The organism is Streptomyces sp. NPDC107559, assembly GCF_055657365.1.
In genome coordinates this window covers 511,853-538,089 of record NZ_JBVKBD010000001.1, presented here as the reverse complement: position 1 = coordinate 538,089, position 26,237 = coordinate 511,853, and the positions used below count along the sequence as shown (strand labels likewise).

At 71.2% G+C, this 26,237-nt stretch carries 17 protein-coding genes; 2 read left to right on the top strand and 15 right to left on the bottom strand.

Features of this window, described 5'->3' with window-relative positions; all coding sequences use genetic code 11:
• Positions 1-282: 282 nt before the first annotated feature.
• The 4 genes from ACZ7OY_RS02200 to ACZ7OY_RS02185 form a co-directional block, all read right to left on the bottom strand.
• Positions 283-4,440 carry an Rne/Rng family ribonuclease gene (locus ACZ7OY_RS02200; protein ID WP_471909617.1) on the bottom strand — a complete coding sequence of 1,386 codons (4,158 nt, stop codon included), beginning with the start codon at positions 4,438-4,440 and terminating at the stop codon, positions 283-285.
• 274 nt (positions 4,441-4,714) lie between these two features.
• Positions 4,715-5,491 carry a TIGR03936 family radical SAM-associated protein gene (locus ACZ7OY_RS02195; protein WP_471909616.1) on the bottom strand — a complete coding sequence of 259 codons (777 nt, stop codon included), beginning with the start codon at positions 5,489-5,491 and terminating at the stop codon, positions 4,715-4,717.
• A 48-nt stretch (positions 5,492-5,539) separates the two neighbouring features.
• Positions 5,540-6,745: a hypothetical protein gene (locus ACZ7OY_RS02190; protein ID WP_471909615.1), complete on the bottom strand. Its 1,206-nt coding sequence runs from the start codon at positions 6,743-6,745 to the stop codon at positions 5,540-5,542.
• 103 nt (positions 6,746-6,848) lie between these two features.
• Positions 6,849-7,991 (bottom strand): glycosyltransferase, encoded by a 1,143-nt coding sequence (locus tag ACZ7OY_RS02185; RefSeq protein WP_471909614.1) that lies wholly within the window; start codon positions 7,989-7,991, stop codon positions 6,849-6,851.
• A gap of 310 nt (positions 7,992-8,301) precedes the next feature.
• Here ACZ7OY_RS02185 and ACZ7OY_RS02180 point away from each other — a divergent pair, with 310 nt between their 5' ends.
• The gene (locus tag ACZ7OY_RS02180) at positions 8,302-9,324 is read left to right on the top strand and encodes a hypothetical protein (protein ID WP_471909613.1); all 1,023 of its coding nucleotides are present in this window, start codon (positions 8,302-8,304) and stop codon (positions 9,322-9,324) included.
• A gap of 115 nt (positions 9,325-9,439) precedes the next feature.
• Here the strand turns inward: ACZ7OY_RS02180 and ACZ7OY_RS02175 are convergent, their stop codons facing one another.
• From ACZ7OY_RS02175 to ACZ7OY_RS02125, 11 genes are all read right to left on the bottom strand, one after another.
• Positions 9,440-11,413, bottom strand: coding sequence for a TIGR03960 family B12-binding radical SAM protein (locus ACZ7OY_RS02175; protein ID WP_471909612.1), 1,974 nt, complete (start codon positions 11,411-11,413; stop codon positions 9,440-9,442).
• 68 nt (positions 11,414-11,481) lie between these two features.
• The gene (locus ACZ7OY_RS02170) at positions 11,482-13,095 is read right to left on the bottom strand and encodes a CYTH and CHAD domain-containing protein (RefSeq protein WP_471909611.1); all 1,614 of its coding nucleotides are present in this window, start codon (positions 13,093-13,095) and stop codon (positions 11,482-11,484) included.
• Between the two features lie 218 nt (positions 13,096-13,313).
• The gene (rodA, locus tag ACZ7OY_RS02165) at positions 13,314-14,510 is read right to left on the bottom strand and encodes a rod shape-determining protein RodA (protein WP_471909610.1); all 1,197 of its coding nucleotides are present in this window, start codon (positions 14,508-14,510) and stop codon (positions 13,314-13,316) included.
• Positions 14,507-16,756 (bottom strand): penicillin-binding protein 2, encoded by a 2,250-nt coding sequence (mrdA, locus tag ACZ7OY_RS02160; protein ID WP_471909609.1) that lies wholly within the window; start codon positions 16,754-16,756, stop codon positions 14,507-14,509. Before mrdA ends, rodA begins: the two co-directional genes overlap by 4 nt.
• 80 nt (positions 16,757-16,836) lie before the next feature.
• Entirely contained in the window at positions 16,837-17,508 is a 672-nt protein-coding gene (gene mreD, locus ACZ7OY_RS02155; RefSeq protein ID WP_471909608.1) for a rod shape-determining protein MreD, read from the bottom strand.
• Between the two features lie 13 nt (positions 17,509-17,521).
• On the bottom strand, positions 17,522-18,466 hold the full coding sequence (gene mreC / locus ACZ7OY_RS02150; RefSeq protein ID WP_471909607.1) for a rod shape-determining protein MreC: 945 nt from the start codon (positions 18,464-18,466) through the stop codon (positions 17,522-17,524).
• Between the two features lie 180 nt (positions 18,467-18,646).
• A complete protein-coding gene (locus tag ACZ7OY_RS02145) occupies positions 18,647-19,666 on the bottom strand; it encodes a rod shape-determining protein (RefSeq protein WP_351601314.1) in 1,020 nt (339 codons plus the stop codon).
• A gap of 304 nt (positions 19,667-19,970) precedes the next feature.
• A complete protein-coding gene (gene ndk / locus ACZ7OY_RS02140; RefSeq protein WP_351601311.1) occupies positions 19,971-20,384 on the bottom strand; it encodes a nucleoside-diphosphate kinase in 414 nt (137 codons plus the stop codon).
• Positions 20,385-20,450: 66 nt separating this feature from the next.
• A complete protein-coding gene (locus ACZ7OY_RS02135) occupies positions 20,451-20,807 on the bottom strand; it encodes a DUF4233 domain-containing protein (protein WP_351601309.1) in 357 nt (118 codons plus the stop codon).
• An 8-nt stretch (positions 20,808-20,815) separates the two neighbouring features.
• Positions 20,816-22,336, bottom strand: a complete 1,521-nt coding sequence (gene folC, locus ACZ7OY_RS02130; RefSeq protein WP_471909606.1) for a bifunctional tetrahydrofolate synthase/dihydrofolate synthase — start codon at positions 22,334-22,336, stop codon at positions 20,816-20,818.
• An 88-nt stretch (positions 22,337-22,424) separates the two neighbouring features.
• Entirely contained in the window at positions 22,425-25,049 is a 2,625-nt protein-coding gene (locus tag ACZ7OY_RS02125) for a valine--tRNA ligase (RefSeq protein WP_471909605.1), read from the bottom strand.
• A gap of 135 nt (positions 25,050-25,184) precedes the next feature.
• On the opposite strand from ACZ7OY_RS02125, the gene ACZ7OY_RS02120 reads away from it, so the two are divergent.
• On the top strand, positions 25,185-26,168 hold the full coding sequence (locus ACZ7OY_RS02120) for a hypothetical protein (protein ID WP_471909604.1): 984 nt from the start codon (positions 25,185-25,187) through the stop codon (positions 26,166-26,168).
• Positions 26,169-26,237: the final 69 nt, after the last annotated feature.

The window sequence follows — 26,237 nt, the reverse complement described above, 5'->3', positions numbered from 1 at the left end:
GTCCTTGCTGCGGCGAACGTCTTCCACGAGGCCCTGCCCCGAGGTACCTCGCGTGGTCTACGGCTCACATGTCACCAGCTGCCGAGTCCACCGTCACGTTACCAGCAGAGGTGCAAATCTTTTCCTCAGAGTTACTACAGGGAAACCCCTGGTTGAGGTGCAATCCATCACAGGATTCACGCAGTGTTACCGAAATGCCCCCCGAACGCAATGTACGACAAAGAAAGCGCGGGACACCGAAGTCCGTCTCGGTGTCCCGCGCTTCAGCGATGCGCTACGGCGTCAGTCCTCCGTCGTCGCCGAGACGGACGGCGAGGACTGCTCGGCCGCCACCGCCGTCTTCTTGGCGGCGGTCTTCTTCGCCGTCGTCTTCGCGGCCGTGGCCTTCTTCGCCGTGGCCTTCTTGGCGGCCGTCTTCTTGGCCGCCGTCTTCTTGGTCGCGGCCTTCTTCGCGGTGACCTTCTTCGCCGTCTTGCGGGCGGCCGCCTTCTTGGCCGGAGCCTCCTGCGCGGTCTCCTCCAGCTCCTCGGCCTCCGCGCCCGCCTCCACGGCGGCCTCCATGGCGGCCTCCGCGGCGGCTTCCGCCGGAGCCTCGGCGGCTGCCGGGACCTCGGCGACGAGCGTCTCGTCCGCCGGGGCCGACGCGACGACCGTCACGGCCGCCTCCTCGGACGCCGTCGCGGCGGTGGCCTTGCGCACCGCACGACGCCGCGGACGGGCCGGAGCGGCGCTCTCGGCGGCCGCCTCGGGCTCGGCCTGCGCGGCCGGCTCCGCCACGACGGCCTCCTGCGGCGCGGCCTCGGCGACCGTCACCACGGCGGCCTCCGCCCCGGCGGGCGAACCGGCCGGCGCGGACACCTTGCGGGTGGCGCGACGGCGCGTACGCCCCTGGGGCGCGGCCTCCTCGACGGCCGGGGCCTCGACAGCCGGGGCCTCGGCGGTGCGGGACTCGACGACCGGGTCCTCGACCGCGACCGGCTCGGCCTGCGCGACGGCGGCCGTCTCCGGCAGCAGCGGCGACTCGGCCACGGCCGCGAACTCGGCCTCGGTCTCCTCGGCCTTCGGCTCCGCGGCCCTCGGCTCCTCGCCGCGCCCGTTCCGGCCCCGCGGCGCACCGGCCGGGGCCGAGGCCCGCCGGCTCGTCCGGCGCCGGGAGCGGCCACGGCCGGCCGCGGCCTCCGCCTCGGCGATGCTGCTGTACAGCTCCTCGTCGGGCGCGAAGTCGGGCGCGGGCAGCGCGATCGGCTCGGCGACCTCGGCGACGACCTCGGCGACCGCCTCGGCCTCGGCCTCCTGCTCGACGCTGTCGAAGGCGACCGCCTCGTGCTCGTGCTCGTGACCCTGGCCGTCACCGCCACGCCCGCGCTTCCTGCGCTTGCCGCCGCCCCCGGCGGAGGTCGGCTGCTCCATGTGCACGATGACACCGCGCCCGTTGCAGTGGACGCAGGTCTCGGAGAAGGACTCCAGCAGGCCCTGGCCGACCCGCTTGCGGGTCATCTGCACGAGCCCCAGCGAGGTCACCTCGGCCACCTGGTGCTTCGTACGGTCGCGGCCCAGGCACTCCAGCAGGCGCCGCAGGACGAGGTCGCGGTTGGACTCCAGGACCATGTCGATGAAGTCGATGACGATGATGCCGCCGAGGTCGCGCAGCCGCAGCTGGCGCACGATCTCCTCGGCCGCCTCCAGGTTGTTCCTGGTGACGGTCTCCTCGAGGTTGCCGCCCTGACCGGTGAACTTGCCGGTGTTGACGTCGACGACGACCATCGCCTCGGTCCGGTCGATCACCAGCGAACCGCCGCTGGGCAGCCAGACCTTGCGGTCCAGCGCCTTGGCGAGCTGCTCGTCGATCCGGTAGGTGGCGAAGACGTCGACCTCGGAGGTCCACCGCGACAGCCGTCCGGCCAGGTCGGGCGCGACGTGCGAGACATAGCCGTGGATGGTGCCCCAGGCGTCGTCGCCGCTGACGACGACCTTGGAGAAGTCCTCGTTGAAGATGTCGCGCACGACGCGGACGGTCATGTCCGGCTCGCCGTACAGCAGGGTCGGGGCGTTGCCGCTCTTCGCCTTCTTCTGGATCTCCTCCCACTGCGCCTGGAGCCGCTCGACGTCACGGCGCAGCTCGTCCTCGCTCGCGCCCTCGGCGGCGGTGCGCACGATGACGCCCGCGTCCTCGGGGACGATCTTCTTGAGGATGGTCTTCAGCCGGGCCCGCTCGGTGTCGGGCAGCTTGCGGCTGATGCCGGTCATCGAGCCCTCGGGCACGTACACGAGGTAGCGGCCCGGCAGGGAGACCTGGCTGGTGAGGCGGGCGCCCTTGTGACCGATCGGGTCCTTCGTCACCTGGACGAGGACCGACTGGCCGGACTTCAGGGCGGCCTCGATGCGGCGCGGCCCGTTGGCCATGCCGAGCGCCTCGAAGTTGACCTCACCGGCGTACAGGACCGCGTTGCGGCCCTTGCCGATGTCGATGAAGGCGGCCTCCATCGACGGCAGCACGTTCTGGACCTTGCCCAGGTAGACGTTGCCGACGTACGAGGTGGCCTGCTCCTTGTTGACGTAGTGCTCGACGAGCACGTTGTCCTCGAGGACGCCGATCTGGGTGCGCTCACCGCTCTGGCGGACGACCATCACGCGCTCGACGGCCTCGCGGCGGGCCAGGAACTCGGCCTCGGTGATGATCGGCACGCGCCGGCGGCCCTGCTCGCGGCCTTCCCGGCGGCGCTGCTTCTTGGCCTCCAGACGGGTGGAGCCCTTGATGGACTGCACCTCGTCGGACGGCTCGGCGGGCTTGCGGGGCTCGCGGACCTTGACGACCGTGCGCTCCGGGTCGCTCTCGCCGGACTCGGCCTCGGCCGAGGCGTCACCGGCGCGACGACGACGGCGACGGCGGCGACGGCTGGTGGAGCTGGAGCCGCCGACCTCCTCGTCGTGGGCGTCCTCGGCGTCCTCCTCGGCGTCCTCCTCGGCCTGCTCGGCGGTGTCCTCGGCGTCCTGCTCGGCCTGTTCGGCGGCGAGCTCGTCGGTGTCGGCGTCCCCGGACTCGCCACGGCGACGGCGGCGTCCGCCGCGCCGACGGCGACGGCGCGAGCCGGTCTCCTCCGTCTCGTCGCCCTCGTAGCCGTCCTCGGCCTCGGCCTCGTCGGTCTCCTCGGTCTCGTCGGCCTCGCCGCTGTCGTCCCGGGCGGTGACGCCGGTGACCGGGGCGGCCTCGGGCTCCTCGGGGGCGGCGCCCCGGCGGCGGCGACGGCGCCGCGGACCGCTCTGCTCCTCGGCGAACGCGGCGGCCTCGGCCGGCTCCGCGGTCTGCGCCGTGGCGGCGGTCTCCTCGGCCTCCTCGGCCTGCGCGATCTCCTCCGCAGCCTCGGCGGCGGCCTGGGCGGCGGCCCGCTCGGGCGTCTGGAACCGCGGCTCGGTGAAGACGGGCGCCTGGAACACCGCGACCGCGGGCCGGGCCGGCCGGCGCGGGGCGTCGGACTCGGCGGCCTTCGGCCTGGCGGGCTCGGAGAACCCGATCGCCGCCTGGCGCACGACACGGCGGCGCGAACGGCGCGGACCGGCGTCCTCCTCGGCGGACTCCTGCGCGACGGGGGCCTCGGCGGCGGGCGCCTGCGGGGCGGCGGCCTCGGCCTCGGCCGGTGCCTCGACAGCCGTCTCGGCGCTCTCGGCGGGCGCGGACACCCGGCGCGTGGCGCGCCTGCGGGCCCGACGCGGAGCGGCCTCGTCGGCGGCGGACGCCTCCGGCTCGGCGCTCTCCCCGGCCTCGTCGGCCGGGGCGGTCTCGGCGGCGGCAGCGGCCTCGGCCGGCTCGACGGCGGCGGGCGCGGACACCCGGCGGGTGGCACGACGGCGGGTACGGCCGACGGGCTCGGGCTGCACCTCGGCCTCGGCCTCGGCTTCGGCCTCGGGCTCGACGGCGGCGGCCACCGGCGCGGCCGCCTGCACGATCTCCTCGGCCTGCGCGGAACCGGCGGGCGCGGTCACGCTGCGCGTGGCCCGGCGGCGGGCACGGCGCGGCGCGGGCTCCTCGGCCGGCGCGGCGACCTCCGCGGCACCGGCCGCAACGGTCTCGGCGGCCGGCTCGACCGCGGCGGGTACGACGGTCTCGGCGGGTACGACGGTCTCGGCGGCGGCCGGAGCTCCGGCGGGCGCGGACGCACGGCGCGTCGCACGCCGGCGGGTGCGGGCAGCGGGCGCGGCCTCGGCGTTCTCGTCGTCCTTGGCCTCCTCGGCCAGGGGTTCCGCGACCTCGTCCACGGTCTCTTCCACGGCCTCGGTGGCCGCTACGACCGGCGTGGCGGCCTCGGCCGCCTCGGCCGCCGCGGTCGGCGGACCGGCCGGGCGGGAAGCCGCACGGCGCCGGCGGCGCGGCGGCAGGGTGTCGCTGGGGGTGTCGGATGCGGAATCCTGCACGGACTCCGTCGATTCGGTCGGCTCGAGCATGCGGGCGTTTCTCCCGTCAAGGCTCCCGGGCGCCGCGCCTGGTCCGGCGTCGACCATGTCGAACGCCGTTGACGTCCGCGGCTCGCGCAGTGCGCAAAGGCCGCCGTCCGGGGCGCGGGCGCCGCACGGGAACTCTCTGTGTCCTGTCTCGCCGGTTCCGTACGCCGAATGCGTACGGCCTGGCGAAAGTCTTGTGGTCGGTGCGCTGCCCGACCCAGGTGGCTCCCGAGTACGAGGGCGGCGCTACGACGTCCGTCCCTTCGCGGGACCTTCCCTACAGCGGCGCCTTCGCGGCGGCAGCGGCGCCGGCCGTGGGGGGCTCGGTCGCTGCTGCCTCGCGGTCGGGCGCGAGCGGGTCGGTCACCGTGCCGGTCTCTTCATCGAGCAGCCCCTGCGCCAGCCTGGTCACCGCTGCGGGGACCGGCGGCGCCAGGTCGGCCACGGCGCGGAGACCGGACAGGACGTCGTCGGGTCGTACGGCAGGCGTCACGTGCCGAACAACCAGGCGCAGTATCGCACAGGGCCGGTGGATAGGCCTATCGGCCTGTGCATCGTGCGTTTCCACGCTCTCCAGGCTCGCGACGGCCGGGCGGGCGTCGAAGGTGCGCATGCCGTTCTTGGCCATGCGCTGGACCTCGACGGTCCCGGCCGCGTTGAACGCCTCGACCGCACGCTGTGCGTCCGCCGGTTCCACACCGTCGAGCCGCAGCTCCCACACGGAAGCCGTCAGCCGGTCGGCGAGCCCCGACGTACGCGCCTCGACCGCGTCGACGATGTCGAGCCCGTCGGGCAGCGACTCGTCGAGGAGGGCGCGCAGCGTCTGCGGATCGCGGGTCGCGACGAGCGCGATCTCCAGGTACTCCGCCTCACTGCCGGTGCCGGTGGGTGCGGCATTGGCATACGACACCTTCGGATGCGGCGTGAAACCGGCCGAGTACGCCATCGGCACCTCGGCACGGCGCAGCGCACGCTCGAAGGCGCGCTGGAAGTCACGGTGGCTGGTGAACCGGAGGCGGCCGCGCTTGGTGTAGCGCAGTCGGATGCGCTGCACCGCGGGTGCGGGCGGCGGGCCTTCGGGCTGTCGCTTGCCCAGTGTCGTTCAGTCCTTCGTGAGAGCGGTCGTACTGCTACCAAGAGTACGTGCCTCGCGGCCCGAGGGTTCCCGCCGGTCCACCGCTTCCGGCCGGCGGGGTTCGCCGAACAGCGCCCGCCGGAGGTCGGCGCGGGTCTGGCGCACCGAGTCACGGGCGGCGGCGAGCGCCTGGCGCACCGGTTCACGGACGGCGGCGTACGTCTGCCGGACGGCGCGGCCGACCTCGCGCGCGGCCGCGGCGGCGGGCCGCAGCACGGCGTCCCGGACGAAGTGCCCGACCGGGGTCAGTACCGCCCGGTACGCCCAGCGGACCGGCTCCACGAAGATCCACCGGAAGAGGGTGCCGAGCAGCCGGCCGGCGGCGAGGGAGATGTGTCCGGCGATCCGCCAGGCGTGCCCGAGGGCGTCCCCGGTCTCGCGGGCGACGACGGCGAGGAACCGGCCGACGGGCCGGAGCACCAGGCGCCACAGCGCGAGGGCGGGCAGCACGAGCAGGACCCGGGCGGTCCAGTACAGGCAGAACACCGTCCCGGCGACGACCGCGCCCGCCAGCCGGGCGATCACCCGCCCCACCGGGGCGAGGATCCACGTGTACGTCCACACCGCGGGCACGACGACCAGGTACCGCACGAGCCACACCACGCCCGTGCACACCCCGGCCGCGAGAGCGGTCAGCACGAGCCCGGTCCCCCGCAGCACCCACATCGCCGCGCGTCCGACCGGCGTCAGCACCCTCGCGTACACCCAGGCCGCCCCCGCGCCGACCCCCCGCAGCAGTCGGAGGAGCACCCCTCCCGCCGGTGTCAGCAGGTACCGGTGGCACCAGCGGGCCGGCGCGACGACGAACGTCCTGCCGAGCCAGGCGAGCGAGACCGCAAGGAGGTTCCCGAGCCGGGCGAGCCCGGCGGCGAGCAGGTTCCCGGCCCAGGCGAGCCCGGCGGCGACGGGAAGGACGACGTATCGCCACAGCCCCACCACGGGCCACACGAACAGCGCCCGGCCCGCCCACGCCAGCGCCCGGCCGAGCGGGCGCAGGACGGTGCGCTGGAGGAACCGCCCGCCCACGACGAGCGCGTCCCACGCCATCCGCACCGGCAGCACCAGCACGAGCACGACGATCCGCACCGGTATGCGGATCGCGACGACGAGGCAGCCCTCGGGGTCCTGTTGCCGCGGCGGCACCCCGCGCGCGGACGGTTTCTCCAGCTCCATGCGTGTACAGACGCACGAGAGGCCGGTACGGATGCCCTCGCGCGCCCCTGCGTCCCGGGCGAGCCCGGACGGGCCCGGACGAACCGGGGTGTCCTGCCGCGTATCACCTGCGCCGGGCGGCCTTCCCGGCGCGCGCGGCCTTCGGTCTGCGCGCGGAGGCGGGCGCGGGTACGGCGACGACGTGCGCGGCGGAGAAACCGCGGTTGATCTCCGTCTGGTCGCGGATGGCCCGGGGCAGGTCCGGCATCGCGAGCAGCCGGTCGCAGGCCCGTACGGCGGCGGCGTACTCGCCCACCCAGTAGGCCGTGATGGAGAACTCGAAGAGCAGGCCCCAGCGGTACACCCAGGACCTGGTGAAGAGCAGGTCGTCCGGCTCCGGTCGGCCGATGACCTCGCTGAGCAGCGCGTGGGCGGTGCGGTAACGGCCCTTCAGACGCAGCCGTGACGCCAACTCGTAGCAGGCCTCGAGACGTTGGGGGCGGGACTCCCAGGCGCGGGAGAAGGTGTCCATCGCACCCGGCCAGTCGCCGGTGCGCTCCGCCCGGAGCTGGCCGGCCTCCAGGAGCGAGCAGTAGACCTCCTCGGCCCAGCCCCCCATGGCGGCCCGCCGCTCGTACAGGGCGATCGCCTCTTCGCTGTGCCCGCGGTCCCGTTCGGTGTTGGCCAGATAGAAGACGGTGCGCGGGTTGTCGGGGTCGCGCGCGAGCTCGGCCCGCAGCAGGCGGGCGTCGCGGTCGAACTTGTCGCTGCGGCAGCCGCCGTCGGCGTGGTCCTCGATCACCAGCGCGTCGAGGTTCTCCTGCGCGTCGGGCTCGTCGGTGCAGGGGTACTCGTGGGTGACCCCCTCGTAGCGCCAGGCCCAGTCGCCCCGCATGAGGTGCTTGAACCGGTGCTGGGTGCCGGGGGTGTCGTAGCGCAGCATGTACGAGCCCGCCGTCAGCCGGGGCAGCGGGGCGTCCTGGCGCATCACGTGGTCGGCGTCGAGGGTGAGGATGTAGTCGGCCCGGCCGCGGGCGCGTTGGATGTTCGCGGTCCGGTTGTGCCCGAAGTCGACCCAGGGTTCCTCGCGGAGTTCGCCGGGGATGCCGTCCAGCACCTTGCGGATCAGTTCCTGGGTGCCGTCCGTGGAGCCGGTGTCGGAGATCACCCAGGTGTCGATCAGATGCCGTACGGAGCCGAGGCACCGCTCGATCACCCGGGCCTCGTTCTTGACGATCATGCAAAGGCAGAGGGTCTGCTGCTTCACGGCTTCACCTGTCCGTCTTTGTGCGGGTCCGTCCGCCCCCGCCTCCCTGTGGACGTCAACGTGACACAGCTCCCGCACACCGCCGTCGCCCCACGCGCGGGCGGCCCGCAACGCTCCCCGAACGGCCGCGTTCCAGGCCGGACGGGTGGTCGCCGGTAAACAGTGCCCCATCCGAATGCATTGAATTAGTCCGATTCAACGTAAATAGGCGAGTCCCACTCGGCGGTGCGCCTCCGACCGTCAGTACACCGTCAAGCTCGCACCCGAGTTCGGTGGATCACCCGAACCGGTTGACACAAGGAGCGCACTGATGAGTCCTGAGCACAGGACCACCTCGCGGCTCGGGCCCGTGGCCCGGACGCGATTCAGAAAGGCGGGCATGCTCGCCTCCCTCACCCTCGTCATGGCTGCCAGCGTGGCCGGCCCGTCGATCGCGGCGGCTCGCAGCGTCACCGATCCGTCGAGGACGTCGGTCGGTCTCGGCGGCGACAAGTGCAAGTCCGGCATGAGGTCGCTGCCGGACGAGGCCATGGCCGAGGACGAGGCCATGGGCGGCACCAGCGGCTGCAAGGGACCGACGGGTCCCACCGGTCCGAGGGGTCCGAAGGGGCACAAGGGCGAGAAGGGCGACCGGGGGCCGAGGGGTCCCAAGGGCGAGAAGGGCGACCGGGGGCCGAGGGGTCCCAAGGGCGACAAGGGCAACCCCGGCCACCCCGGCAAGACCGGTCCCACAGGACCCACGGGACCCACAGGGCCCACGGGTACCACCGGCGCCCGCGGTGATCATGGCGCGACCGGCGCCACGGGGGCCACAGGCGCGACAGGCGCCACCGGAGCCACGGGCGCGACAGGCGCGACGGGGGCCACAGGCGCAACCGGTGCCACGGGTGCGCCGGGTCCGTGCGCCGACATCGACGCGCAGCAGGACTCGAACAACTTCGAGTTGCGGGTCGTGCTGTCCGGCACCAGGACCTTCGCGGGCATCCACGACCTCAGCGGCTCCGATCCCCACCCGTTCCTGTGGACCGATCTCAGCACCCACGCCAATTACCCGCAGGGCGGCGTGGACAGCGAGAAAAACCCCGTCGGCTTCGTCTGCGGGACCTCCATCAACGGACGCGGCGCCAACAACGGAACTCCCATCAAGTTCGACGTCATCACGACCGTGGGCCAGGTCTGGGAGACCACCTGCGTGGCGAACCCGAACACCAACCCCGACGCCACCCTGAACTGCAACAACTCCATGGGTGTCCCCAACCCCTGGCTCAGGATCTACCGTCAGCCGCTCGCCGGCGCCACCAACGGCGGCAGCACCATCCCCCCCACCGAGTAACCGCCACCGCACACAGCCGGCGGCCCCTCTCCCAGCGGCCTGACCGGTAACCCGAAGGGGTGCCCGAAGAATCAGCCGACTCTTCGGGGACCCCTCGCGTCATTCGGTGCCGGACTCAGTGCGCGTGCTCGTGCCCGCTCCCGGCCGGCTGCTTCACCGTCAGCGGCAGCAGCTTCTTGCCCGTGGGGCCGATCTGGATGGTCGTGTCCATCGCGGGACACACCCCGCAGTCGAAGCACGGGGTCCAGCGGCAGTCCTCGACCTCCGTCTCGTCGAGGGCGTCCTGCCAGTCCTCCCAGAGCCAGTCCTTGTCGAGGCCCGAGTCCAGGTGGTCCCAGGGCAGGACCTCCTCGTAGGTCTTCTCGCGCGTGGTGTACCAGTCGACGTCGACACCGAACGCGGGCAGCGTCTTGTCCGCGCAGCGCATCCAGCGGTCGTAGGAGAAGTGCTCGCGCCAGCCGTCGAAGCGGCCGCCGTCCTCGTAGACCGCGCGGATCACGGCGCCGATCCGACGGTCGCCGCGGGAGAGCAGGCCCTCGACGATGCCGGGCTTGCCGTCGTGGTAGCGGAAGCCGATCGAGCGGCCGTACTTCTTGTCGCCGCGGATCTTGTCGCGCAGCTTGGTGAGGCGGGCGTCCGTCTCCTCGGCGGAGAGCTGCGGGGCCCACTGGAAGGGCGTGTGGGGCTTGGGGACGAAGCCGCCGATCGAGACCGTGCAGCGGATGTCGTTCTGGCCGGAGACCTTGCGGCCCTCGGCGATCACCTTCATCGCCATGTCGGCGATCTGCAGGACGTCGTCGTCGGTCTCCGTCGGCAGACCGCACATGAAGTACAGCTTCACCTGGCGCCAGCCGTTGCCGTACGCGGTGGAGACCGTGCGGATCAGGTCCTCCTCCGAGACCATCTTGTTGATGACCTTGCGCATGCGCTCGCTGCCGCCCTCCGGCGCGAACGTCAGGCCGGACCGGCGGCCGTTGCGGGTCAGCTCGTTCGCCAGGTCGACGTTGAAGGCGTCCACCCGGGTGGAGGGCAGGGAGAGGCCGATCTTGTCTTCCTCGTAGCGGTCCGCCAGGCCCTTGGCGATGTCACCGATCTCCGAGTGGTCCGCGGAGGACAGCGAGAGCAGGCCGACCTCCTCGAAGCCGGTCGCCTTCAGACCCTTCTCGACCATCTCGCCGATGCCCGTGATGGAGCGCTCGCGGACCGGGCGGGTGATCATGCCCGCCTGGCAGAAGCGGCAGCCTCGGGTGCAGCCGCGGAAGATCTCCACCGACATGCGCTCGTGCACGGTCTCGGCGAGCGGGACCAGCGGCTGCTTGGGGTAGGGCCACTCGTCCAGGTCCATCACCGTGTGCTTCGACACGCGCCACGGGACGCCGGACCGGTTGGGGACCACGCGGGCGATCCGGCCGTCGGGGAGGTACTCGACGTCGTAGAACGCCGGGATGTACACCGAGCCGGTCTTCGCCAGGCGGAGGAGGACCTCCTCGCGGCCGCCGGGGCGGCCCTCCGCCTTCCACTCGCGGATGATCTTCGTCATGTCGAGGACGGCCTGCTCGCCGTCGCCGATGATCGCCGCGTCGATGAAGTCCGCGATCGGTTCCGGGTTGAAGGCCGCGTGGCCGCCGGCCAGCACGATCGGGTCGTCGAGCGTACGGTCCTTGGACTCCAGCGGGATGCCCGCGAGGTCCAGGGCGGTGAGCATGTTCGTGTAGCCGAGCTCCGTGGAGAAGGACAGGCCGAACACGTCGAACGCCTTCACCGGACGGTGGCTGTCCACCGTGAACTGCGGGACGCCGTGCTCCCGCATCAGCGCCTCCAGGTCCGGCCACACGCTGTAGGTGCGCTCGGCGAGGACGCCGTCCTGTTCGTTGAGCACCTCGTAGAGGATCATGACGCCCTGGTTGGGCAGTCCGACCTCGTAGGCGTCCGGGTACATGAGCGCCCAGTGGACGTCGCACGACTCCCACGGCTTGACCGTGGAGTTGAGCTCTCCGCCGACGTACTGGATCGGCTTCTGCACGTGCGGGAGCAGAGCTTCGAGCTGCGGGAACACAGACTCGGCAGCCGCGGCGGTTTCGGTAGGCATCTCGCGAACCTTCGTGAGCTGGCTGGGGCTACCCCCGGCCGGAGGCTGGGGGAGGGTGGCCATCAAGCCTAACGCGGACCGGGAGGTCCCCCGTACGCACGGACGGCCGTACCCTCCTTGATCTCCTTCCAGGTCTGCGGCAACTCCCGCTCCACGTCCGCCGCACGCTGCTCCTCGCGTCCGTAGAGCACGCCGTAGGTGAAAGAGCTCTCACCCGCCGCGTGCGCCACGGCGGACAGCTCGCGCAGGGTCCGGCGGGCCATGACGCTGTCCTGGTGGTCGCCGAGCCCGGTCTGGAGCGTCTTCATCGACTTGACCAGCACCGATGCCGGGTCGCCGAGGGCGGGCACGGCCGTCTCCGCCGCGTACCGGGTCCGCTTGGCCTTCTTGCGGGCCTCGTGCAGGGCGAGGTCCCGGTCCTGGCCGGGCGCCAGCCCGAGCGCCGCCTCGACCAGGGCGTCGACCCTGCCGAAGTCCTTGCGTACGGTCTTGGCGAGCGTCGGGCCGGGCTCGGCGGCGGCCGCCTTGCGCAGCGGCGGGGCGGCGACCAGCGCGTCCAGGGTGTCGAGCAGCGCCAGATACCGCTTGGAGTCCAGGACGCCGATGAGCCGGCGGCGCGATCCGCCGCGCCGGGCGCGTGCCCAGGTGCGCAGCCGGGTGCGGACCGGGCCGGACAGCAGGGTGCGGGGCAGGCCGTCGAGGGCGGCCGTCAGGTGTTCGGTGAGCACCTCGCGGTCGCGGTCCACGCCGAGCTCGCCGGCGAGCCACTTCAGCTCCTCGCCGATCGGGTCGGTGACCGTGCGGTCGAGGATCCTGCCGTAGGAGCGGAGGGCGCTGCGCAGCCGCCGGGTGGCGACGCGCATCTGGTGCACGGAGTCGGGGGCGTCCTGGCGGACGGCCGGGTCGAGTGCGACGAGCGCGTCGCGCTGGGCGGTGACGTACGCGAGGACGTGGTCGCCGGCCGTCACGGGCGCGCCGGGCGGGTTCCCGCGCCCGGACCGCGGCGGCCCGGCCGGGCCGCCCTTGGCGCCCTTGGCCGCCTTGCCGGCCTTACCTGCCTTGCCCGCCTTGCCGTGCTTGTCCCGCGGGGCCGTCTCCGCCAGGGCCCGGGCCAGCTTCGACGTCGACTTCGACGGCCGTACGCCCGCCTTGCGCAGCCGCTTCTCCACGGTGTCGAGGAAGGCCGGGTCGCCGCCGTCCGCGAGCTCCACCTCGATCTCGGTCCACTGGGCGCTGGCGTCGCCCCCGAGGAGCCGGTCGGCGCGTACGGCGTCCACGCCGGCCTCGGCGAGCAGCCGGCCGTCCGCGTCGACGAGGTCGCGCACGTCGCGTTCGGAGCGCAGGCGCACCACGGGCAGCAGTTCGGTGTCGCGGACGCGGGAGCGGACGAGGGAGGCGAGGGCGGGCGGGAGGGTGTCGGCGAGCGGAGCGTGGATCTCGTCCCGGACGCCGGGGGCCACGGGGAACTTCAGGTGCCAGCCGGCGTCGGAGCCGCCGGTGCGGCGGCGCAGGGTGATCGAGGCGGCGGCCAGCCGCAGGTCCGCCGTGTCGTAGTAGGTCGCGTCCAGGTGCGCGACGCCCTTGTCCAGTACGGCCGCGACGCCGGCGACGCCGGTCAGGTCGGGCAGGCCACTGTCGTCGGACTCGTACTTTCGCTCGATCTCACGCTTCGTGTCCGCCATGAACCGAATCTAGTGCCAGTCGGGGCCTGACGGCAGAGGGCATCGGAGGTGAATCGGAGGAAGATTCCGTTCGGCGACGAGGTGAAGGCGGTGCGGTGACGGCAGTGAGGTGAAGGCCGCGAGGCGGAGGCAGCAAGGTGATGCGGAACGGGGCGGGGGCGGAGGCGGTCGCGCCGCTCGCTCCGCCCCCGCCCCGCCGTCAACGGTGGTGTGGCCCGTCAGGCCGACATGGGCCGCTGCACCCTGATCGACTGGAGCAGCCCTATGGCCACCCAGACCGCGAACATCGACGAGCCTCCGTACGACACGAACGGCAGCGGCAGACCGGTGACCGGCATGATGCCGAGAGTCATGCCGATGTTCTCGAAGGCCTGGAAGGCGAACCAGGCCACGATCCCGGCCGCGACGACGGTGCCGTACAGCTCGGTCGTCTCGCGGGCGATCCGGCAGGCGCGCCACAGGATCACGCCGAGCAGCGCGATGATCAGGCCCGCGCCGACGAAGCCCAGCTCCTCGCCGGCGACCGTGAAGACGAAGTCCGTCTGCTGTTCGGGCACGAACTGGCCGGTGGTCTGCGAGCCGTGGAAGAGACCGGCGCCGGTCAGGCCGCCGGAACCGATCGCGATACGGGCCTGGTTGGTGTTGTAGCCGACGCCCGCGGGATCGAGCTCGGGGTTGGCGAAGGCCGCGAAGCGGTTGATCTGGTAGTCGTCCAGGATGTGCAGCTGCCAGACGGCGACCGCGCCGAGCGTGCCCGCGCCGATCAGGCCGAACACCCAGCGGTTGGAGGCGCCGGAGGCGAGCAGCACGCCCAGCACGATGATGACCATGACCATGACCGAGCCGAGGTCGGGCATGAGGAGCACGATCAGCATCGGGACCGAGGCCAGTCCCAGAGCCTGGAGGACGGTGCGGTGGTCGGGGTACTGCCGGTCGCCCGCGTCGACCCGGGTGGCCAGCAGCATCGCCATGCCCAGGATGATCGTGATCTTCACGAACTCCGAGGGCTGGAGCGAGAAGCCGCCGCCGAGCACGATCCACGAGTGCGCGCCGTTGACCGTCGAGCCCAGCGGGGTGAGCACCAGGAGGATCCCGAAGACCGAGGCGCCGTACAGGAGCGGCACGGCCGTGCGCAGGGTGCGGTGGCCGAGCCAGACCGTGCCGATCATCAGGGCGAACCCGATGCCGGTGTTCATCAGGTGCCGGAGCAGGAAGTAGTACGGGTCGCCCTGGTTGATCTCGTTGCGGTTGCGGGTCGCGGAGTAGACGAGCAGCGAGCCGAGGAACGACAGGGCCAGGCCCGCCAGCAGGATCGGCCAGTCGAGCCTGCGCGCCAGCGATTCACGGGCGAAGACCCGGGTCCAGCCGGCCCGTCGGGGTCCGTAGCCGGAGACGGAGAAGCTGTTTCCGGTCATGCGGGCATCCTCCGGCTTCCCCTGCGGCGCGAGCGCCTGCGGGTGTCACGGTTGCCCGTGGTGGGCGAGGACGTGGTCGCCGCGGGCTGCGAGTCGTCCGGGGAGGGCGACTGCGTCGGCTCGGCGTGCAGGTCCTTGGCCGGGTCGCGGGAGATCCTGGGGCTGGAGATCGTGCCGTCCGTACGGACCTGGGGCAGGCCCTTCTGCGGGGTGTACAGCAGCGCCTTCTTCTTGTCGATCGCGCCGTCGGCCTGGACCCCGTAGAGGGCGCTGTAGATGTTGCGGACGGCCTCACCGGAGGCACCGGAACCGGTACCGGCCTGGGAGATCGTCATGATGATCGTGTAGTCCTTGCTGTACGTCGCCAGCCAGGACGTGGTCTGCTTGCCGTAGACCTCGGCGGTACCGGTCTTGCCGTGCAGGGCGATCTTGTCCTGCGGCCAGCCGCCGAACTTCCAGGCGGCGGTACCGCGGGTGATGACGCCCGCGAAGGCCTCGTTCATGCCCTTGATGGTCGCCTTGCCGACCGGCAGCTTCCCGTGCGACTTCGGCTTGATCTCCTGGACGGTCTTGCCGTCGGCGCTGATGATCGCCTTGCCGATGCTCGGCGTGTACATCGTGCCGCCGTTGGACACCGCCGAGTAGATGACGGCCTCCTGGATCGGGGTGACGAGGGTGTCGCCCTGACCGATGGAGTAGTTGATCTCGTCACCCTCGCGCATCTTGTTGCCTTCGAGGCAGTTCTCGTACTCGATCTTCTCGACGTACGAGCCGTCCTTCTTGCCGGACTTGCACCAGGCGTCCTTGTTGGCCTTCCAGTAGTTCAGCTTCCACTGGCGGTCCGGGACGCGTCCGGTGACCTCGTTGGGCAGGTCGACGCCGGTCTCCTTGCCGAGGCCGAACTGGTGGGCGGTCTTGAAGAACCAGTCCTTGGGCTGGCCCTTCTTGGGGTTGATGCCGCCGTCCCTCTTCCACTCCCGGTCCGCGAGGCCGTAGAAGACGGTGTCGCAGGAGACCTCCAGGGCGCGGCCGAGCGAGATCGGGCCGAAGCTCTCGCCCTCGAAGTTCTTGAAGACCTGGCCGCCGACGGAGTAGGAGCTGGTGCAGGGGTAACCGCCGTCCCACTCGTACCCGGCCTGCACGGCGGCGGCGGTGGAGACCACCTTGAACGTCGAACCGGGCGCGGACTGACCCTGGATGGCGCGGTTGAGCAGCGGGTAGTCGGAGTTCTTGCCGGTGAGCTTCTTGTAGTCCTTGGCGGAGATCCCGCCGACCCAGACGTTCGGGTCGTAGGTCGGGGCGGACGCCATGGCGACGATGCGGCCGGTCTTGGCCTCCATCACCACGACCGCGCCGGAGTCGGCCTTGTAGTTCTCGCCGGTGATCTTGTCGAACTGCTGGCGGGCGGTCTTCATCGCCTGGTTCAGCTCGTACTCGGCGACCCGCTGGACGCGGGAGTCGATGCTGGTGACGAGGTTGGAGCCGGACTCGGCGGGGTCGGCCTTCGCCTGGCCGATGACCCGGCCGAGGTTGTCGACCTCGTAGCGGGTGACGCCGGCCTTGCCGCGCAGCTCCTTGTCGTACTGGCGTTCAAGACCGCTGCGGCCGACCTGGTCGGAGCGCAGGTAGGGCGAGTCGGTGTCCTGGGCCTGGGTGAGCTCGTCGTCGGTGACGGGCGAGAGGTAGCCGAGGACCTGGGCGGCGTTGGACTTGCCGGGTGCCGCGTAGCGGCGCACCGCCTCGGGCTCGGCGGTGACGCCGGGGAAGTCCTCGGCCCGCTCGCGGATCTGCAGTGCCTGCTTGGGGGTGGCCTCGTCGGTGATGGGGATCGGCTGGTAGGGCGAGCCGTTCCAGCACGGCTGGGGCGTCTTGGCGTCGCACAGCCGGACCTTCTGCATGACCTCCGTGGGGTCCAGGCCGAGGACGCCCGCGAGCTTGGTCAGGACGGCCTTGCCGTCGTCCTTCTGCTTCAGCAGGTCGGTACGGGAGGCGGAGACCACGAGCCGGGTCTCGTTGTCGGCGAGGGCCACGCCGCGCGCGTCCAGGATCGAGCCGCGCACGGCGGGCTGGACGACCTGCTGGACGTGGTTGCCGGAGGCCTCCTTGGCGTACGCCTCGCCCTCCCGGATCTGGAGGTACCACAGACGGCCACCGAGGGTGCCGAGCAGGGAGAGGACGAGAATCTGGATCACGACGAGCCGGATCTGGACGCGCGGTGTCCGTCCGGTCTCGGGAATGTTGGTCACGGTGGTCGGCTCCCCCTCTCAGAGTGTGTCTGAGTCATATACGACGGACCTGTGCGGCTCTGCGGCCAACTGCCGTCCGGTCACAGTCGCTTGACCCCCTTGATGCGGCCGGCACGCGCGGTGCGGGCCCTGGCCGCCTTCACGCGCAGCCCGTTGCGCTGGCCACCGATGCGCAGGCCGGTGCCCGAGGACAGCCAGCCGGAGGAGATGTCGCCGCCCTTCCCGGGCGAGTTCGCCTCGGCCAGCGGATCGTTCTCCGCCCGCCGGGCCAGCCACATGATGCCGGGGACGACGAACGGGGCGAGCAGCAGGTCGTAGAGGGCGGCGCTGAACAGCAGGCTGCCCAGGCCCACATGACGGGCGGCGGTGTCGCCGACCAGGGCGCCGACCAGGGCGTACAGCAGCGTGGAGCCGATCGCGGCGGCGACCACCACGGCCATCGGGCCAATGGCCGACTTCAGCCGGCCGTTCTCCGGTCTGACGAGCCCGGCGAGGTAGCCGATGACGCACAGCACCAGGGCGTAGCGCCCGGCGGCGTGGTCGGCCGGCGGGGCGAGGTCGGCGAGCAGACCCGCGCCGAAGCCGATGAGGGCGCCGCCCACATGGCCGTACACGATGGCCAGGCCCAGCACGGTGAGCAGCAGCAGGTCGGGCACGGCGCCGGGCAGGTGCAGCCGGGCGAGAACGCTCACCTGGAGCACCAGGGCGACGACGACCAGCGCCGTGGAGAGCAGGATCCGGTTGACGCGCATGGGGATTCAGCTCCTACTGCTGCTCGGTCTGGCCGTCGGCGGGCGCGTTCGCGGACGGGGTGATGGTGATGGTCACCGTCGGCGTGGGAACGGGCTTCGGCTTCTTCGGAAGCACTGTGTCGCGCGGGTCCTTGGCCGGGGCCTGGACGACGACGCCGACGATGTCGAGCTTGGTGAAGCTGACGTACGGCGTGACGTAGAGGGTGCGGGTGAGATCGCCGCCGGAGGGGTCGACGCGGGAGACCACGCCGACCGGGACGCCCGGCACGAAGGGCTTGTCGGCCTGCGAGCCGAAGGTGACCAGGCGGTCGCCCTTCTTCACCTCGGCCTTGCCGTTGAGGAGTTCCACGCGCAGCGGGCGGTCGCCCTGCCCGGAGGCGAAGCCGAGCTCGTCGGAGGACTCCAAACGGGTGCCGACGGTGAAGTCGGGGTCGTTGGCGAGCAGGACGGTCGCGGTGTCCGGACCGACGGTGGTGACCCGGCCGACCAGGCCGTCGCCGTTCAGTACGGTCATGTCGCGCCGGATGCCGTCGTTGGCGCCGACGTCGATGGTGACGGTCCAGGAGAAGCCCTGGGCCGCTCCTATCGCGATGACCTCGGCACCCTTGATGCCGTACTGGCCGGTGCCCGCCATCTTCAGCATGTTGTCGAGCTGCCTGAGCCGGCTGGTGTTGCGGTCGTCGCTGCCGAGCTTCGCCTTGAGCGCCGCGTTCTCCTTCTCCAGGAGGGCGAGCCGGTCGTGGCGCTCGCCGGAGTCGCGGACGGCGGAGACCGCGTTGCCGACCGGGTCGACCGCCGACGACACCCCGTTCTCGATCGGGCCGAAGACCGTGGCCGCGGCGTGTCGGGCGCCTTCGACCGGGGAGTCCTCCCCGCCACGGATGTCCACCGTGATCAATGCGAACGCGATGGCGATCAGCAGCACCAGGAGCAGCCGGCTCTCTCGTGTGTCCCTCACGTGCGGCGGCCGTGCCTTCCTCATAGGAATACGGGCAGAAGTGGGAAAAGAAAAACCAGGGAACCCCGAGGAACCCCCCAAGGTTCCCGGAGAGGCTCGTCCGGGGGAGCTTATGTCTCTGTGTCGACGACCCGCCGCACGAGAGGAGAACGTCTCGTACGGCGGAGTCGAAGAGTCACGTCATCTGCGCGGCGCGGCGTCCAGGACCTGCTGGAGGGCCTCGAACTCCTCGACGCACTTGCCGGAACCGAGCGCCACGCTGTCCAGCGGGTCCTCGGCGATGTGGATCGGCATACCGGTCTCACGGCGCAGCCGCTCGTCCAGACCGCGCAGCAGGGCGCCGCCGCCGGTCAGCACGATGCCCCGGTCCATGATGTCGCCGGAGAGCTCCGGCGGGCACTTGTCGAGAGTGGTCTTGACCGCGTCGACGATCGCGTTGACCGGCTCCTCGATCGCCTTGCGGACCTCGGCCGCCGAGATGACGACGGTCTTCGGCAGCCCGGACACCAGGTCCCGGCCGCGGATTTCGGTGTGCTCGTCAGCGTCGAGTTCGTACGCCGAACCGATCGTGATCTTGATCTGTTCGGCCGTGCGCTCACCCAGCAGAAGGGAGTACTCCTTCTTGATGTACTGGATGATCGCGTTGTCCAGCTCGTCACCCGCGACGCGGATGGACTGGGCGGTGACGATGCCGCCGAGCGAGATGACCGCGACCTCCGTGGTACCGCCGCCGATGTCCACCACCATGTTGCCCGTGGCCTCGTGGACCGGCAGGCCGGAACCGATGGCCGCCGCCATGGGCTCCTCGATGATGTGCACCTGACGGGCGCCGGCCTGGGTCGACGCCTCGATGACGGCGCGGCGCTCGACACCCGTGATACCCGAGGGCACACAGACGACGACCCGCGGACGAGCCAGATACCGCCGCTTGTGGATCTTCAGGATGAAGTAGCGGAGCATCCGCTCGGTGATCTCGAAGTCGGCGATCACGCCGTCCTTCAGTGGACGGACGGCAACGATGTTGCCAGGTGTGCGCCCGATCATCTTCTTCGCTTCGGCGCCGACCGCGAGGATGCCACCGGTGTTGGTGTTGATCGCGACGACGGACGGCTCGTTGAGTACGATCCCGCGACCCCTGACGTACACCAGCGTGTTGGCGGTCCCGAGGTCGACAGCCATGTCACGGCCGATGAACGACATTGAGTTCCCCATCAGGATTCGACTGGCCTACCTGCAGGCTTTTGAGGGCTTTTCAGGTCGGCGAGGTGGGTGCTGTGACGTGAAGGGTTACATCGTAGACGCGCCTGCACGAACACTGCGCGAGGGTCTTCGCCATTGTCAGCAGACGTTGCTCCGTCTCGCCCCCGGAGACGGCCCAACGGAGGCACGCGTTCCCCCGATCGGCACGCATATGCCGAAGGACGGCCGAAAATGCACGGCCGTCCCAGGTCAGGCGGGCTGGGAGACCTGACGGCCCCTCAAAAAATAGTCCGAAAATTTATTCTCAGGCACGACCCGGGAAGAAAATCTTCACCTCACGTTCAGCGGACTCCTCGGAGTCCGAGGCGTGGATCAGGTTCTCCCGGACGATGACACCGAAGTCACCCCGGATGGAGCCGGGGGCCGCGGCGATCGGGTCGGTCGGACCGGCCAGCGCCCGCACACCCTCGATGACCCGCTCACCCTCGACGATCAGGGCCACGACCGGACCGGACGCCATGAACGCGACCAGCGGCTCGTAGAAGGGCTTGCCCTTGTGCTCCCCGTAGTGCGACTCCAGGGTCTCCTGGTCCAGGGTGCGCAGCTCCAGCGCGGTGATCTGCCAGCCGGCCTTGCGCTCGATGCGGCTGATGATCTCGCCGGTCAGGCCACGACGGACGGCGTCGGGCTTGAGCAGGACGAGGGTGCGCTGGGTCACGGGAGGACTCCTTCTTGCTGCCGGGTGTGCGGTGGGATGAGGTTACAGGGCGTGTTCGGACGACCGTCACGCAGCGTCAGCCGCGGACGGCTCCGCCTGCGCCGCGAATCTCGCCTTCGCCTCGTCGATCTTCCGCCCGTAGTGCACCGAGGCCCACCACAGCGCGGCGAACAGCACCCCGAGGAAGAACATCGTCGGTACGACGAAACCGGAGGCGACCAGCGCGATCTGGAGCGCCCAGCCCAGGGCGACCCCGCCCGGCCGGGTCACCATGCCGCACAGCACCACGCACAGGAACATCGCGATGCCGCTGACCGTCCACACGGTCGACATCGACAGGTCGGGGTCCTTCATCGCGACCAGACCGGCGAAGCCGATGACGAAGGCCTCACCGATCAGGGTCGAGGAACAGAGCGTACGCACGGAAGAAGTCAGTCCCTTCCCAGGAGCAGCAGCCGGGCCTCGCCGACCGTGATGACGGAACCGGTGACGAGCACACCGCCGCCGGAGAACTCGCCCTCCTCCTCGGCCAGCGTGATCGCGGCCTCCAGGGCGTCGGGCAACTGCGGTTCGACCTGGACACGCTCGTCGCCGAACACCTCCACGGCGATCGCGGCGAGTTCGTCGGCGTCCATCGAGCGATGGCTGGAGTTCTGCGTGACGACGATCTCCGCGAAGATCGGCTCGAAGGCCTCGAGCAGCCCGCGCACATCCTTGTCGCCGCTGGCCCCGACCACGCCGATCAGCCGGCTGAAGTCGAACGCCTCGCCGATCGCCTCGGCCGTGACCTGCGCGCCCGCCGGGTTGTGCGCCGCGTCCAGGACGACCGTGGGCGACTGCCGTACGACTTCGAGGCGTCCGGGCGAGGTGACGGCCGCGAAGGCCTTGCGGACCGTGTCCGGGTCCAGCGTCTCCGCGCGCTGCGAACCGACGCCGAAGAACGCCTCGACGGCGGCGAGCGCGACGGCCGCGTTGTGCGCCTGGTGGGCGCCGTGCAGGGGCAGATACACGTCGGGGTACTCGCCGCCCAGCCCGCGCAGGGTGAGCAACTGCCCGCCGACGGCGACCTGGCGGGCCACCACGCCGAACTCCAGGCCCTCGCGGGCCACCGTTGCGTCGACCTCCACGGCCTTCTTCAGCAGCACCTGCGCCGCGTCGACCGGCTGCTGGGCCATGATGACCGTGGCCCCCTGCTTGACGATGCCGGCCTTCTCGGCGGCGATCTCGCCGGGCGTCGCGCCGAGCCGGTCGGTGTGGTCCAGGGAGATGGGGGTGACCACGGCGACGTCGCCGTCGATGACGTTGGTGGCGTCCCAGCTGCCACCCATGCCCACCTCGACCACGGCGACGTCCACCGGCGCGTCCGCGAAGGCCGCGTACGCCATGCCGGTCAGCACCTCGAAGAAGGACAGCCGGTACTCCTGCTGGGCGTCGACCATCTCGACGTACGGCTTGATGTCCTGGTACGTCTCCACGAACCGCTCGGCGGGGATCGGACCGCCGTCCATGCTGATGCGCTCGGTGATCGACTGCACGTGCGGGGAGGTGTAGCGGCCGGTGCGCAGCTCGAAGGCGCCGAGCAGGGCCTCGATCATGCGGGCGGTGGAGGTCTTGCCGTTCGTCCCCGTGATGTGGATCGACGGGTACGCCCGCTGCGGGTCCCCGAGGACGTCCATCAGCGCGGAGATCCGGGTGACGGACGGCTCCAGCTTGGTCTCGCCCCAGCGGGTCGCGAGCTCCGTCTCGACCTCGCGCAGGGCCCGGTCCACCTCGGGGTCCTCGGGCCGGGCGGGCACGTCGGGCTGCGGCGACCCGCCCTGGGTGCGCAGGGTACGGCTGCCGGCCTCGATCACCGCGAGGTCCGGGTCGCGGTCCGTCTCCGCCTCGACGATCTCCTCGAAGGAGTCGCGGGCGTCGGGCTGGTCGCTGCTGTCTGGAGGGAGCTCGCTCACGCCGCCAGTCTACGGAGCATGACCGACAGACGCGGACGAAGGCCCCCGGAACGAGTGGTTCCGGGGGCCTTCGTGGACGTACGGGCCGTCAGGCCGCCGGGAGGCGGTCCAGCTGGGCCTGGATTCGGGCGATGTCCTCGTCCGCCTTGGCCAGGCGGGTGCGGATCTTGTCGACCACGTTGTCCGGGGCCTTGGCGAGGAACGCCTCGTTGCCGAGCTTGGCGTTCGCCTGGGCCTTCTCCTTCTCCGCGGCGGCCAGGTCCTTCGCGAGCCGCTTGCGCTCGGCGGCCACGTCGATCGTGCCGGACAGGTCGAGGGCCACCTCGGCGCCGGCGACCGGCAGCGTCGCCGTGGCGGTGAAGGCGTCGCCCTCCGGCTGGAGCCGCAGCAGCTGGCGGATCGCCGCCTCGTGCGGGGCGAACGGGGTGCCGTCGAGGGTCAGCCGGGCCGGGACCCGCTGGCCGGGCTGGAGTCCCTGGTCGGCACGGAAGCGTCGGACCTCGGTGATGACCGACTGAAGGCTCTCGATCTCCCGCTCCGCGCCGGCGTCACGGAAGCCGCTGTCCGTGGGCCACTCGGCGATGACGACCGACTCGCCACCGGTGAGGGTGGTCCAGAGGGTCTCGGTGACGAACGGGACCACCGGGTGCAGCAGCCGCAGCGTGACGTCGAGGACCTCGCCGAGGACGCGCTTGCTGACCTCGGCCGGCTCGCCGCCCGCCTGGAACGTCGTCTTGGACAGCTCGACGTACCAGTCGAAGACCTCGTCCCAGGCGAAGTGGAACAGGGCGTCCGACAGCTTGGCGAACTGGAAGTCCTCGTAGAGCGCGTCGACTTCGGCGACGACCGCGTTCAGGCGGGACAGGATCCAGCGGTCGGTCGCCGACATCTTCTCCGGCGCCGGCAGCGGGCCGTCGACCGTGGCGCCGTTCATCAGCGCGAAGCGCGTGGCGTTCCAGATCTTGTTGGCGAAGTTGCGCGAGCCCTGGACCCAGTCCTCGCCGATCGGGACGTCGACGCCGGGGTTGGCACCGCGCGCGAGGGTGAACCGGAGCGCGTCGGAGCCGTACTTGTCCATCCAGTCCAGCGGGTTGACCGCGTTGCCGAAGGACTTCGACATCTTCTTGCCGAACTGGTCGCGGACCATGCCGTGCAGGGCGATGGTGTGGAACGGCGGGGTGCCGTCCATCGCGTACAGGCCGAACATCATCATCCGGGCGACCCAGAAGAAGAGGATGTCGTAGCCGGTGACCAGGACGGAGTTCGGGTAGAACTTCGCGAGGCTCTCGGTCTGCTCGGGCCAGCCCAGCGTGGAGAACGGCCACAGGCCGGAGGAGAACCAGGTGTCGAGGACGTCGGTGTCCTGGTGCCAGCCCTCGCCGGTGGGCGCCTCGTCGTCGGGGCCGACACAGACGACCTCGCCGTTCGGGCCGTACCAGACCGGGATGCGGTGGCCCCACCACAGCTGGCGCGAGATGCACCAGTCGTGCAGGTTGTCGACCCAGTCGAAGTACCGCTTCTCCATCTCCTGCGGGTGGATCTTGACCTTGCCGTCGCGGACCGCGTCACCGGCGGCCTTCGCGAGCGGGCCGACCTTGACCCACCACTGCATCGACAGGCGCGGCTCGATGGTGGTCTTGCAGCGCGAGCAGTGGCCGACGGAGTGGGCGTACGGGCGCTTCTCGGCGACGATCCGGCCCTCGGCGCGCAGCGCGGCGACGATCGCCGAGCGGGCCTCGAAGCGGTCCAGGCCCTGGAACGGGCCGTGCACGGTGATGACCGCGTGCTCGTCCATGACCGTGATGGCCGGCAGGTCGTGCCGCTGGCCGATCTCGAAGTCGTTCGGGTCGTGGGCCGGGGTGACCTTGACGGCACCCGTGCCGAACTCGGGGTCGACGTGCTCGTCGGCGACGACCGGGATGGAACGGTCCGTCAGCGGCAGCTTGATGAGCTTGCCGACCAGGTGCTTGTAGCGCTCGTCCTCGGGGTGGACGGCGACGGCGGTGTCGCCGAGCATCGTCTCGGCACGGGTGGTGGCGACGACGATCGTCTCCTCGCCCTCCCCGTACTTCATCGAGACGAGCTCGCCGTCGTCGTCCTGGTACTCGACCTCGATGTCGGAGATCGCGGTCAGGCAGCGCGGGCACCAGTTGATGATGCGCTCGGCGCGGTAGATCAGCTCGTCGTCGTAGAGCCGCTTGAAGATGGTCTGGACGGCCTGGGAGAGGCCCTCGTCCATGGTGAAGCGCTCGCGCGACCAGGCGACACCGTCGCCGAGGCGGCGCATCTGGCCGGAGATCTGCCCGCCGGACTCGGCCTTCCACTGCCAGACGCGCTCGACGAACGCCTCCCGGCCGAGGTCGTGCCGGGACTTGCCCTCCTTGCCGAGCTCACGCTCGACGACGTTCTGCGTGGCGATGCCGGCGTGGTCCATGCCGGGCTGCCACAGCGTCTCGTGGCCCTGCATGCGCTTGCGGCGGGTGAGGGCGTCGATGAGGGTGTGCTCGAAGGCGTGCCCGAGGTGCAGGCTGCCCGTGACGTTCGGCGGCGGGATGACGACGGTGTACGCGGGCTTGTCGCTCTTCGCGTCCGCCTCGAAGTAACCCCGCTCCACCCAGCGCTCGTACAGCGGCCCCTCTACATCGGCCGGCGCGTACTGGGTCGGCAGTTCGGTAAGGGGCGCTGAGGGCTGCTGCTGAGCGTTGTCGGTCACGGGGTCAGTTTAGGGGTGTCACACGGTGGTCCCGAAACGTGTTTCCTCTGTAACGGTGACGCCCCCGACGCCATGAGCCGGCTGTGCCTGAGCCAGGATGTCAGGAACACATAAGCTCTGGAGGGGAACCCAGTAATGAGTCACAACCAGCCGGGCCCGTACGGCGGGCAGCCGCAGCAGCCCGGACCGTACGGCCAGCCGGGTCCCTACGGCCAGCCCGGCCCGTACGGCCAGCAGCCGCCGCAGACCCCTCAGCCCGGCTACGGCTACCCCCAGCAGCCGCAGGCTCCGCAGCCCGGCTACGGCTACCCGCAGCAGCAGCCGCCGCAGGGCGTGCCGCAGCAGCCGAACGCCTACGGCCAGCAGCCGCCGTACGGGCAGCCTCCCTACGGCCAGCAGCCCTACGGCGTTCCGCAGCCGCCCGCGCCCGGCGGGGGCGGCCGGAAGACGGCGGTCATCCTCGGCGCGGTGGCGGTCGTGGCCGCGATCGCGGTGGGCGCGTACATGGTGCTCGGCGGGAGCGGCGGGGGCGGCGGCTCGGACATCGCCGACGACGGGGCGCACAAGCTGACGACGCCGGCGACGGTCCTCACGGACTACAAGAAGTCCGCCGAAGCCGACAGCGGCGGCTTCGACAAGAACGACGTCAAGGACGCCGAGAAGCACGGCGTGAAGAACGCCAAGGACGTGCACGCCGGTTACCAGTCCGGGAACGAGACCAACTACCTGGCCATGAAGATGGTCAACTTCATGGGCGTGTACGGCGAGATCGACGACCCGGAGGCGGTCGTCGACGCGATGTTCGCCGACATGAAGAAGAACGCGGGCGCCGACGAGGGCGAGGTCGTCGGCAGCCCGAAGGCCTACACGCCGGCCGGTCTCGACGGCGCGGTCCTCAAGTGCCAGGAGACCAAGGTCAAGGGCGACGACTCGTCGTCGGGCGCGGCGGCCGGGCCGAGCGAGATCAGCATGCCGGTGTGCATCTGGGGCGACCACAGCACGCTGGGCGTCGTCATCCACGTCGACATGGCGGACGCGATGTCCGGCAAGACCGCGGACCTGGCGGGCGCGGCCGACCTGACGGCGAAGTTCCGCACGGAAGTCCGCGTCAAGGCCTGACCCCGTACGGCGCGGCCCGCCACGGGCCGCGCCGACGGCGAAGGGGCCCCGGTCTGCCGACCGAGGCCC